Genomic DNA, 12,410 nt, shown 5'->3' on the forward strand with positions numbered 1-12,410 from the left:
ATCGGGGCTGGCTGCCCCCGATGCGCTGCCGGCGCCGGAGGCCGCGGACGGCTGGTCCGCGGCCGCGCCGGCGAAGCCCGGCGTCGGTTCGAACGGCACCCATCCGGTGCCGGGGAAATACACCTCTACCCACGCATGCGCGTCCGAACCGCGGACGACATACGTCTTCGTCCCTTTCGCTGCATCTTGGGCTGATGCCGCCGCTACACCGCTAGCAGCAGCCGCTTCCGCGCTAGAGCCCTGCGGCCAGGAAGCCGTCGTTACGCTCCCGTCTTCAGACGAAACACCGCTGCCATCTTGATTAACCGCCAGCTCTCCCGGAGCAAAGCCTTTCACCCATCGCGCCGGAATCCCTTGCGTTCGAAGCATGACGACCATCGCCGTCGAGAAATGGACGCAATATCCTTGCCGCTGCTCGAACAAGAAATCGTCGACGAAGTCAGCCCCGGCAGGCGGCTCGGACGCTCCGTCAAGCGTATACGTGTAATGGGTTTTCAAGAAGCTCTCGATGGCCTTTACTTTCGCATAGCGGTCCGGCTTGTCCTGCCCTCCCGCTTGGTCGGCAATGATCTGCGCTGCCATCTCCGCCACTCGGCTCGGCAAGCTCTCCGGCAGCTTCGTATATTGCTCGCGTATCGATACCGGATCGGCCGGTTCGGACCAAGACCCTCCGCTGTAGCCGTCCGCCCATGACCCTTGGCGAAGTCTCGAGTCATCCTCGGGCGGCGCTTGAGCTGTAATCGTATAAGACGATACTTTGGACGCCTGTCCAGGCGCGGACAGCATCCCGCTCTCTTCATCCTGCCAATAACGAAGCTGCTGTCGAGCCGGTTCTCCTGCGTTCAACTCGGACACGACTGCATTCTCTCCGCCTGCGAATAGAGGCAATCCCTCTTGCGGCTCCGCATAGCGGAAAGTCTCGGTCACCGTCTTCGGAGCTGTTCCTTGCCCGCTGCTTGTCTCTTCTTGTTTGTTCACTTGCTCCTGTTTCGCCGCCGCATCGGATCGCTCATCGCCTTGAGCCGGCACCCCTGTCTCAGAAGCAGAAGCTTCTCCAGCCCGTTCCGGATCTTTAACTCCCGTTCCTGAAGCCTTGCTGTCCTGCCCCTGCACAATCGTCGTTATCGGATGACTGGTCCATTCCACAGGGTCATTGATCCAGCCGCGCCCGGTATAGACAGACTTGGACGTGCCGCGCCAATACATCGCCGCCTCCGACTGCACCGTGAACACCGGATTCTGGTCCGTCGTTAAGGCTCCGCCCAGCTCGCGGTCGTCGAAGCCGTATCCGGATGCGCCCGCTCCTCCCGACCGGACCGAAGCCGTCTCCGCCGCCGCATACTTATTGGACAGCTTCTGGAGCTCGCCATGCCACCGGTCTGTCCATTCCGCCGTCCAAGCTGCCGGCTCCGCAGACCAATGCTTGTCCGTCGTACCGAATAAAGCCGCGATTGCAAGCAGCATCGCCGCAATCGCCGTTCCTCCGGTCCACTCGCTGCGCCAGCCAGCCGATCGTCCGGCATATTGGCTGTTGTCCACTCCCATGCCGTACACGCGATGGACACGCGCGAGAGTTACCGCCGCTGCCAGCAGCAGCCACTCCAGCGTGGCCCGCACAAGTCCCCATTGCGTATCCATGCCAAGCCATTCATGCAGCATGAGTAAGTACAGCACCGTTGCGATACCGATTCCATGCGCGAACTGTCTCGCCCAAATAATGAGCTGCAGTGCCGGAACAAGCAGCGCCCATCCGATTAGCAGCACAAAGGCACGGACCTCGCCCGACAACAGCCATAAGCCGCCGTCCGCGATTTTCGCCGCTTCATCCGCCAGCCGCGCAGGGAACCCCGTCAACCAGTCCAGCGGATTCGCCGCTTCTTGGCCATACAACCGCCATAACGTAAACAGAATGATAAACACATTCCACAGGAAGGCTGCACCCGGCCGGAACCGGAACAGCTCACCTGCCGCGAAACAGCATACCGCAATAAGCAACGGGGCAAAATTGACGCCGCCGTTGTCCGTTACCGCGGTCCACGGCCAGATCCATTCCACCAGCAGCCCGTACAGCAGCAGGCTCGTCCACAATCGATGAACAAACGGCACCGCCTCATTCAAGCTGAGCATCGATGAAGTACGCTCTTTATCCGTTGGCGTCGTCATCCGCATCACCGCCTTCCGCAACCACACCTTTACCCGGCATATCCTCATCATCGGGAACGACAGCCCATACGACCCGGATGCCGGCGCATTCCCAATCGCGTTTGCGCTCCCGCATCGCGACCGATGGCACCTTATTCGACGTCAGCACATGCACTTCCGACCGGCATCCATTCGCTGCCGCCAGCGCAGCCAGCCGCTCGCCGATTGCGCCATGCCGCCATTCAGCCGTGACGACGATAATGGTTGCCCCGCGAGGGATATGGTTGTCTCCAGCAGGCCCAATCGCCAGTTCCCCGGAAGAGGAAGACGGCATGGGACGCACAAGGGCAAGCCGCTCCAATGCTTCCCGCTCATGCGAGTGGCGCGGCCCGGCGGCGCTCCGGCTGTCCCGGCCGCCGCTCTGCATAGACTCCATCCCTAATAGGCGAAAAGGAACTTGTTCCGCCGAAGCATGCCGTACAAGCTCCGCCGTATAGCCAGCCGCGCAGTCGAACAGCCGGTCATCGCCGCTGTATGCGGCAGACGACATATCCATGGCGACGAGCAGCTCAGGAGGACGTGAAGCATATTCGCGTTTCGTCATCCATGCTCCCCCTCGGGCAGCCGCCCGCCAATCGATCCGTCTGGCATCGTCACCCGGCCGGTATGGCAATCGCTGCGAGCCGCCCCGATCCGCCGTCGTCCGCTGCATATTGGACCGGGTCTTCGGGCCGCTGTTCGCCGATTGTCCGTAGCCGCCCGCTGTTGGTACCGGATAACCGCTCTCCTGAACCGATGTTACCCTCCCGCCATAGCCAGGTGCTGCGACAGTGCCATGCCAAGCGGGCATGACTAGAAAAGATGTGCCTGTCGATCCGCTGCCGGAGCGGTCGCCCGCCTTGCCGATAACGCGGCGAACAGCCGTCAATCCGAGCATATCCCCGAACACCGCCTCCATCGGCCGAAAACGGTACTCTCCCCGCTCAAGCCCCCGAACCGTATAATGAATCCGCCACGTCTTGCTGCCCCAAGGCAGCGTAATATGGCGGAACTGTACCGTTCGCTCCCCCGTGCCGCAGTCGTTAACGAGCGTTTCACGCATTGAAACCCACAGCAGAGGCAGCGGAATTCGTGTACGCACGGTCACCTTTACTTTCATTTCCCCGCCTGCCGATGTTTCCAAGGAAGACAGATCCCGGGACAACTCCAACCGGGCGGTCCGCGAAGCGATCCAAGGCAACAGCCCCTGAAGAAGGATGCCCGTAAGAACGACCGCTACGAAAATTTCCGGCATCTGTCCTCGTGCTATAGAAGCTCCTGTCGTAAACAACCAGCCGCTAATCAGCAGCGCCCACATATAATAACGAGTTGAATAGGCCGTCTCCCGCTCATTGGCGGCCGCCTTCTTGCTTGCTGGACGTACTGCCCCTGCCGAGCGGATGCCTCCATGAACCGGCAGTGCCACTCCAACCGCCGCCGCACCGCCAACCGCACCAGCCGATCCATGCACGCCTGCCCCTCTTCCGCCGGCTGGCGTCGGCACACCGATGCCGTTTGCTCCAGCTTGCCGGCGCTTTCTACTGCGGCCTATCATCGGCGCCGCCTTCCTCCGGCCACGGAGGCAGGGAGCGGCTTATGCTCAATGATGCGCGCTAATACTGAAGCCACCGTGTGGCCGGCTGCCGCATAAGCGGGCAGCACCGTCAGCCGATGTGCGAGAACCGGCTCTGCCGTCGCAAGCAAATCGTCCGGCAGCAGAAACCGCCGCCCTTCCAAATACGCAGCCGCCTGTGCCGCTCTCAGCCAATCGCGCGACGCACGCGGACTAGCGCCGTTATCCAGCTCTACCGCTGAACGAGTCTCGCTCACAATGGCGACAGCATAAGGCAGCAGATCGGAATGTACATGAACGGCGTGGCATTCCTTCTGCATCCGTCTCCATTCCTCGACCGCAACGACCGGCTTGATTGCACCTGCATCGACCGTCCGGTTATCGGCAAGCGCGGCAAGCATACGCGTCTCATGCTCCTTCGAAGGATAGCCGATGGACAGCCGCATCATGAACCGGTCCGTCTGCGCCTCAGGCAGCGCGAATGTCCCTTCGTAGTCCCAAGGATTTTGCGTCGCGATCAGCATGAAAGGGTCCGGAAGCTTGCGGCTCTCCCCATCGGTCGTTACACACCGCTCCTCCATCGCTTCCAGCAGCGCCGATTGCGTACGCGGCGGTGTCCGGTTCAGCTCATCGGCCAGCACGACATTCGCCATGATTGGTCCCGGCACGAACAGAAATGAGCCGTTGCGCCCATCCCATACCGAGCCTCCTGTCACATCCGCAGGCTGCATGTCCGACGTCAATTGGATTCGTTTGAACTGTCCGCCGATGACGGAAGCGAATGCCCGCGCAAGCATCGTTTTGCCGACGCCCGGCATATCCTCGAGCAGCACATGCCCGCCAGCGAGAAACGCGACGAGCACTTTCGTAATGACATCCTCCTTGCCGTACAGCACCGTTCCGATTCTGTCCCTCATCCGCTCCAGCAGCTTCTCCGGCGGCTCATGCCATTCCCCCGCTGAACTCCGCTGCTCGCCGTCCTCCGCCCATCGTCCGAAGCCCGTTACGATCGTCATCGTTCTTCTCGTCCCTTCCTGGCCGTAGTCTAGAAATCTTTCATTCGACTCTTCTACTTGCCAGTCTCTCCGAAATAGGCGGCCGTTAGACGTCAGGAAGCAGGAGTAACTGCCTTCTTGCATTCGAAAATAAAAGAATTGTTCTAATTCTGCCCTCAGCTTGCCGCATCCGCCGCTTCTGTCTCCTTGGATGCCCACAACAAATAAGCCTGCGCACCGTGCGCAGGCTCAATAAAGGGTTAGTTATGTTCACGAGTACTCCAGCTATGCCTTATACCAAGGATTCAAATGAATCATCACTTCGCCGACGTCGTCGTGCTTATCCATAATCGCTTTTTTGATTTCCCGGGAAACATCGTGCCCCTGCTGGATCGTCATGTCCGCCGGAATGCTTACCCTGACGTCGACCAGTACATAATGACCGTGCTCCCGCGCGCGCAGACGGTCGATACGCTTCACAGCAGGTACAGTCTGGATCAGCTCCTGATATTCGTTCAGCTTGTGCTCGCTAATCGTTTTTTCCATCAGAATGTCCATCGATTCCCTAGCCATTTCGTAAGCCAGCTTCAACACGAGGAATGACACAATGATTCCTGCTGCCGGATCTCCATACGACAGATACGAAATATCGTAAGCCTCGCCAATCAACGAAAGTCCGATACCGATGACCGCCGCAATAGAAGCGTAGACGTCAGCCAAATGATCGTATGCGGTCGCGATAAGCGCCTTGCTTTTCGCCTGCCGACCAAGCTTGATCGTATAAACGTACAGCGCCTGCTTCCAGACTAAAGATATGAGTGCAGCCGCGAACGCGAACCAGCTCGCTTCAGCCGGCTCCTCCCAGAACGCCGTAACCGCATGATAGCCCATATATACCGAAGCTAATGCAAGAATGAACGCTACAATGCCTGAACCAAGCACTTCGGCTTTGCCGTGTCCGTACGGATGATCGTCATCGGCCGGCTGTTTGGAAATTTTCATCGAACTGAGCGCAGCGCCCGTCGCAATGACGTCGCCGGCATTATGAATGCCGTCCGCCAGCAGTACCTGGCTTTTGAACAGCACGCCTACGATCACTTTAATTGCGGTTAGAAAAATGTTGCTGAACAAGCTGATCCACACCGCTGCGATCGAGGAATTGTTTTCTGCCTTCATCTTTTATAACCCCCTGCATAATTGTTGCCGCCAGGAAACAAAAAACCTTGACCGTTTCCGGTCAAGGTTTGGGCATTTTTACTATGAGTTATACATCCAGATCCTATTCTCCGTGTTACCATTCATTCATCACCGCACTATTTTCCAAAATGCTTATCTATTATAGCTTGTGCCGGCACATTTCACAAGCCTAACCGATATCGTACGCCGCCTATCTTTCCTCGTCCCATATCCGCACACGCTTCGCTTCGCGCGCATAACGCCCGCCGCTGCGGCTGCCGTTCCCGCTTCGGCGCGCTTTATCACGTTGCTCGTGCCGTTCCTTGCGCGCAAGATGCGCAAGCTCTTTGCCCGTCTTCACATAGTTCGCGTACCGACCTGGAGCGAGCTCGCCTGAACGGATCGCGGCCTGAACGGCGCATCCTTCCTCGCGGTCATGCTTGCAATCCCGGTAACGGCAACGTGCTGCAAGAGCTGCAATATCGCCGAACGCTTCCTCATGCCCTTCGTCCGCATGCCAGAGCTGCAGCTCGCGCATCCCCGGCGTATCCATCAGCAGCGCGCCGCCCGCGACCGGGAACAGCTCCCGGTGCGTTGTCGTATGCTTGCCCCGCGCGTCATGCTCCCGAATTTCCTGCACACGCATCCGGTCCGTACCCGACAACCAATTGAGCAGCGTCGACTTGCCTGCTCCCGACGATCCTGCTGCGGCAACCGTCGTCCCCGTCCCCAAATACGGCATTAGCCGCTCTCGTCCTTCGTCCGTTACCGCACTCACCGTAACGACTGGCACGCCATCCGGTGCGACCGATCGCACTTGCTCTGCCGCCTGTTCCGGATCGGGGCATAGATCGGCTTTGGTCAGCACGATGACCGGTCTGGCGCCGCTGTTCATGACCGCGGTCAAGTACCGTTCGATCCGCCGTATATTCAAATCCTGATTGAGCGAGGAGACGAGGAACAAGTAATCGATATTAGCGCCGATGATTTGTTCATCCATCCGGCCGCCCGCCACTTTACGCGATACCGCCGATCGGCGCGGCAGCAGCGAACGAATAACCGCCCGGTCATCCCCTTGCAACAGCTCTGCCATGACCCAATCGCCAACCGCCGGGAAATCGCCTTTGTCCGCCGCTTCATACTCATAGCGTCCCGTCACAACCGCGTATCGCTCTCCTGCATTCGTTATGACGCGGTACATATGCGAATATTGTGCAATTACGCGAGCCGGCACCCATTCCTTGCCTGCAGAAGCCGTCACTGCGTCCGCCCGTTCTTGCCATGCATCGTTCCAACCGAATACCCGGATCGGTTCGTTTATCGCGGCGCGTTCCTCACCTTCTGCCTCGCCGTGCCCGTTCTTCCATTCCCAATCATTCATCCGTTTCTCCGTTTCCTCCCCGTCTCTTCCGTTTAATGCCGCTGTTCCCTGCCGTATGTTCCTATCGTTATCGATCAAATGTTTATCCCCTTAGTTTCAAAAATGTGTGTGCTCCAATTGCTGCAAGCCGAAGCGGTCATGCCGCCGGACTCTGCAACGTCAAACAACCCGCCGGGTCTTCCCGGCAGGTTGTCCAGCAGCGCGCACTCGAACAACCGCGGCACTTCCATCGCGGATGTTCACAAGCAGCACGCTGCGCATACAACAAAAAAACCGGGAAGACCGTCATCGGTCTCTCCCGGTTTCATAACCCGCCCGCGCATGACGCGAAGCGAGCGCTGGCATTAACGCAGCGGCTTAATAGCCGCCGCCCTTAACAAGCACCCGAAGAGACCGATATTCTAGATTCGCCGACAACATCATCATTGGATTATTCATAGAACATCAGCCTCCTTGTAAAGTAAGTGTTACCAGTATATAACTGAACGATCGCAAAATGCAACCCCATTTTCGCGCAATCCACATCAATTCACAATAACCGCTTTATCCGGCCCCGGCCCCTCGCTGATGCAGCATAGTGTTCAATGGACTACATGTAATTGTTAAGCCTTCCCACCATCAACAACTGCCCCCAGCACAATCCGGTTGCCCTCGCGGACAGGCTCGACCGCCTTGCCGTTCATCCGGGCCAGCACATTACGAAGCAGAACGAATACTTTGCCCTGCCGGTTTACGCTGTCGCCGCTTTCCTCTGCTACGACGACCCTTGCCCCATCTTGCATGACAGCGACCGCCTGCCGTTCCTCCCCGCTCCAGCTGACCGCTCCTCCCAAACCTTCCACCAGTTCTCGAAGCGGCACGAGCCAGTCATCCCCATCCGCTGCATAAGCGCCAGGTTCGAAAATAACCGTACGGTTACTGCCATTCACGATAAGCTCAAGCTCTGTGCTCATAACCGATTCGTTATTGACTTTGCTCTCAGCCGGTACGCCCGACAGCACGAATGGCAATGCGCCTTCAGCTAAACCTTGACGCACTGCTCTTTGCTCTGAAGCGGTCGCCTTCGGCCTGCTCCACTTGAGCTTGTCCGAAACCCGGAAGGTAACGGGCTTCACCGATTCCATAAGAGGAGCGAATGCATAGCCTAGCGATTTGTAGTAGGAGATAATATCCGGCAGCGCCTTGACCGACTCTGCGTGGCTTGCACTGTCATGAAGCAGGACGATCGTCTCCGGGTACAGCTTGGAGCTTCTGACATTGCTCTTGATCTCGGATGCCGGCACACCGACGCGCACCGAATCGCCGCTGTCGACATTCCAATCGAACATGGTATAGCCCGCTTGATTCATCGCATCAAAATACGACTGGTCGAAATTGCCGAACGTTCCGCCTGGCGCCCGCACAAGACGCGTCCGAATGTCCGCAGCTGCCTGCAGCTCCTCCTCCGTCCGCACGATCTGATCGGCGAATTCGCCAAACCCGCCGTATAGTTCCTTATACTCATGGTTATACGAATGATTGCCAACCGTATGCCCTTCCGCTACGATCCGCTTCAACAACTCCGGATGCGCCTTCACTTGCTCGCCAAGTACAAAAAACGTCGCTTTGATGTTTTCCTTCTTCAATATATCCAACACCTGCGGGGTCAGCTTGCTCGGACCGTCATCGAACGTCAAATAGACGGTCTTCCCGGCAGGTTTCGCGTAGCGGTTGTCATCCTTTACAGCTGCCTCGGATGTATTGGACTGTGCATTAGCGTCCGAAGACTCCCCAGTATTCCCGAGAAGCGGAGGTGTTCCTCCTTCTTCTGTCAGCACCTTCCCCGCCTTTCCACGCACGACCGTCACCATTCCTCCTGGCTGATCCACATTCGGCGCACCTGTTTCTGCTAGTGTTAGTCGTATCGTGTCCGCTAGTCCAGCGGCTGTTTCTGCCGGATTCGTTCCTGCGGTCGGGCGTGTCTCCTGTTTCGTCGTCGTCGAATCGTATACCAGCGGATTACGACCTGCACTTCCCGTTTCCTTCGGCCGGTTGGCCGAATCAGAAGATGCGGCCGAGCCGACCGGGGGAGCAAGCCATGCTTGTTCACTTCCGCCTTCCTCGCCTACTGCCGCGCCTTGGTCGACAAACCATCCGCTCCATGCCGCCGCACTGACGGCAATAATGACCGCATATACAGCTCTCACGATTCGACGACGAAACATACCATCCACCCCACTCAACATTTACGGCCTTGTCCGGCCTGGTTGATAGATTATATGAGATGGAAGTCTAGCAAATGACTACTTCTTTAGTAGCACCTATTCTATTATTTCGCAGGTATGAGGACATTTGATTCGACAGCCCGTCACGTTGTTCCGCTTGCTCTGAACTTACGCGCGTTAAGAGATAGCTGTAAAAAAAGCTCCCCGCTTCCCCTGCACAATCTGCATTTCGATGCCTCTAAATCCGTCACTTTGTCGTCTTCAGCACCGCTTCCGCCTGCTGCTGCGTCGCTGCAAGCGCCTCCTCGATCGTGGCCTCGCCCGTGAGCACCTTGTTCATCTCGTTCTGCCGGATTTGCCGAATGCTTGCCGACAGCTCGAAGTCGACTTTGTGCAGATCAACGATTTTGCTCAGCTTATAGGAGAGCAAAGTGAACGGTTCCAGATTGTTCACATCTTGATTTAAAGCCGTTCTCGTCAGCAGAGTCGCCTTCCCGGCTGCAAGCCCCTTCGCCCTTTCCTCGCTGTTCATATATTGAACGAATGTCCAAGCACCGTCCGAATTCGTAGCCGTACTGCTGACCGAATAGATCGTTCCTGGCGACAAATCTCCTTGATCCCGAGTGCTCGGGTCGACCGGCTGTGTTACAGCCCCCCACTTCGGCGCACTTGTGCTCGCCATCAAGCTGCGGAACGTATCATAGCCGCCTAGCATCATTGCGACTTTACCCTTCATGAATAAGGCGTCCGCCTGCTGTCCTTGCTCTCCTTCCTCCGGACCGTACAAACGGCCAGACCGGGCAGTATTCACCGCAAGCTCATATATCTTATGCCATTGCTCGCTATTCCCCGTTATTTGCCGCTGTTCCCAGTTCACATAATTCACGCCCATTGTCGCTGCGATCCGGTCTGCCAATTCCAGAGCATCTCCACTACCTCCAAGATACAGCCCATACAGGGGTTCTCCATTGCTCGATTTCTCAGGAACCCGGCTCGCAAGAGCAAGCACTTCCTCCCAGCTCATCTGATTAGACGGGTGCGAGATTCCGTACTGTTCAAACAAGCCGATGTTGTAGAACAAAACCGTAGAGTCATAGGCCGGCGTAAGCCCCGTCAGCAATCCGCCGCCTTGCTGCTTGATCCATTCAAGCACGCCTTGATTCATATCTTCCGTCGGAAAGCTGTCCCGTTGAATCATCGGTGACAAATCGGCATATGCATCGCGAGCCGCGAGCGGACCGAACGTCAACGCATCACCGATAATGACGTCAGGCTTTTCATCCTCGATATATTGCCCGAACTGCTGGTACGCTTTAATGGGGTCACCGACCATCGCTTTCACATCAACGAATTCAACTTTGAGCTCCGGATATTTCTCCTGAAACAGCCGCAGCCCTTGCCCCCTGGCATCCGCTTCCGACTGAATCGATACGATTCTAATCGTCCCGCTCTCTTTCTTATCTGATCCGATCGTGCACCCTGTCCCAAGCAGCACAATGGACATAACCGCGCCTATTATCCCTGCCTTGCTTCGCATCTGAATCTTCCTTTTCATTACGGCTCTCCTTTATCCTTATTTCGCTTGCTTCCATACCGGACTCAATAGCTCTTGCACATCCGCCAGCACTTGATCTACCGTCTTGCCGTCTAGAATATCGCGGATTTGTTGCAGTGCATCCTTGTAATAGGCGTTGCGTAGTTGCAGTCTTCAGCCGTTCTTCTGAGGTCGGAGAGTTGATGACACGACACGGACAAATATCGAAAACGCTTTCGAAAATGCAAATTAATCAAAGTTCTTTATCCCTTATTTGACATTCTGCCCGTGTTCGAGCTCCCTACCTTCTGCTTCGAATTAGCCTTGAACTTCGCAACCGCAATCCTCAACACACCCTAAATTATATAGATATGGATGACATTACCTTGTAGTCCACTTTACAAGACAGCACTTGAAAGTGCAAGAATATAAGTATTTTTTAGTTGTATTTTAACAACATTTGTCATTTGTAGTCATCAACGCAACTTTCATTCCCATACATGAATAGGACGCCATCGTTGGCGCCCTGCTGCGACTTCTTCGAATGGAATCTCCAGCTTACTCATTTCGCAACGACAGGCACCATATTTTCTGTATTAAAGCTTTCCTTTAGAAGGATTTACATTGGGAATCAACGACTAGATCAGTTGGGGCCGTCGTTCCCTCAGCTTTCCCAATCAAATAAGTAATTTTTCCCCGTCGCTAGCAAAGCCGCTACAATCTCGCCGCCTTTCTATTGGATGCCTCCATCGTCTCCTCCAGCGATCGTCCCTCGCTCTTCATCACAGCAAACTCTTGATTGAAGATGGAATACAGGTACAAACCGAGATCATGTTTTTTCATAACCTCGTACTCTTCTTCCGGATCGGGGTCTTTCATCGTATAGAACTGCTCTAACGACTTCCCTTCATATTGATACGGCACTTCTTCACGAACAGGCAGCAACGGATTGGCCGTTGGCTTGGCCGACAATGATGTGACGAACTTTAAAGGCGAAATCAATTCGAAACCAATCCCTCAGCTGTTCATCTGTGCTGACGACCTTAAGGGTGACCAGCTTCTTCGGCATAGGCGATCTGAAGCTATTGCTCTCCGTATCCTCCGAAGCACATCCTGCAAGCAGTGAAAAACAACCGTAATGCCCGTAATTGCAGCGGCAAGTAATTTCCCAGGTCTTCCTGCCCGGCTCTTGCTTTTCACTCGCTTTCGTTGGTCTTTGCCCAATCTCAACGCCTAGAATACTATGCCCAGAGTGAGTAGTGACAGCGTTTGCAGAAAAACCGGGACGAACACCGAGCCTGCGAATAACGCGGTTCTCTAAGGAAACTTGCTACTATTTTGGCATGCAAAAAAAAAAAAAAAAAAA

At 56.1% G+C, this 12,410-nt stretch carries 8 protein-coding genes; all 8 read right to left on the reverse strand.

From position 1 onward, the window contains the following. On the reverse strand, positions 1–2,163 hold a 2,163-nt coding region (locus tag PKO01S_RS27340; protein WP_246070758.1), incomplete at its 3' end, for a transglutaminase-like domain-containing protein. Further along, complete coding sequence (locus tag PKO01S_RS27345; RefSeq protein ID WP_127534611.1) at positions 2,144–3,736, reverse strand: DUF58 domain-containing protein; 1,593 nt, start codon at positions 3,734–3,736, stop codon at positions 2,144–2,146. The genes PKO01S_RS27340 and PKO01S_RS27345, both read right to left, overlap by 20 nt. Continuing rightward, complete coding sequence (locus tag PKO01S_RS27350; RefSeq protein ID WP_246070759.1) at positions 3,733–4,968, reverse strand: AAA family ATPase; 1,236 nt, start codon at positions 4,966–4,968, stop codon at positions 3,733–3,735. The genes PKO01S_RS27345 and PKO01S_RS27350 overlap by 4 nt, the downstream gene beginning before the upstream one ends. A gap of 66 nt (positions 4,969–5,034) precedes the next feature. Next, a complete protein-coding gene (locus PKO01S_RS27355) occupies positions 5,035–5,925 on the reverse strand; it encodes a cation diffusion facilitator family transporter (RefSeq protein ID WP_127534612.1) in 891 nt (296 codons plus the stop codon). A gap of 211 nt (positions 5,926–6,136) precedes the next feature. After that, positions 6,137–7,384, reverse strand: coding sequence for a ribosome small subunit-dependent GTPase A (rsgA, locus tag PKO01S_RS27360; protein ID WP_246070760.1), 1,248 nt, complete (start codon positions 7,382–7,384; stop codon positions 6,137–6,139). A 524-nt stretch (positions 7,385–7,908) separates the two neighbouring features. Continuing rightward, positions 7,909–9,510: a polysaccharide deacetylase family protein gene (locus PKO01S_RS27365; RefSeq protein ID WP_164779807.1), complete on the reverse strand. Its 1,602-nt coding sequence runs from the start codon at positions 9,508–9,510 to the stop codon at positions 7,909–7,911. Positions 9,511–9,757: 247 nt separating this feature from the next. Continuing rightward, positions 9,758–11,065 carry an ABC transporter substrate-binding protein gene (locus PKO01S_RS27370; RefSeq protein ID WP_127534614.1) on the reverse strand — a complete coding sequence of 436 codons (1,308 nt, stop codon included), beginning with the start codon at positions 11,063–11,065 and terminating at the stop codon, positions 9,758–9,760. 693 nt (positions 11,066–11,758) lie between these two features. Further along, complete coding sequence (locus tag PKO01S_RS27375) at positions 11,759–12,046, reverse strand: hypothetical protein (protein WP_127534615.1); 288 nt, start codon at positions 12,044–12,046, stop codon at positions 11,759–11,761. Between the last annotated feature and the right edge of the window lie 364 nt (positions 12,047–12,410).

The organism is Paenibacillus kobensis NBRC 15729, assembly GCF_004000825.1.
Taxonomy (GTDB): domain Bacteria; phylum Bacillota; class Bacilli; order Paenibacillales; family Paenibacillaceae; genus Paenibacillus_T; species Paenibacillus_T kobensis.

Coding starts and splice junctions, on each gene's coding strand:
- PKO01S_RS27370 (WP_127534614.1), bottom strand. CDS start 11,065: ATGAAAAGGAAGATTCAGATGCGAAGCAAGGCAGGGATAATAGGCGCG.
- PKO01S_RS27365 (WP_164779807.1), bottom strand. CDS start 9,510: ATGTTTCGTCGTCGAATCGTGAGAGCTGTATATGCGGTCATTATTGCC.
- PKO01S_RS27345 (WP_127534611.1), bottom strand. CDS start 3,736: ATGATAGGCCGCAGTAGAAAGCGCCGGCAAGCTGGAGCAAACGGCATC.
- PKO01S_RS27355 (WP_127534612.1), bottom strand. CDS start 5,925: ATGAAGGCAGAAAACAATTCCTCGATCGCAGCGGTGTGGATCAGCTTG.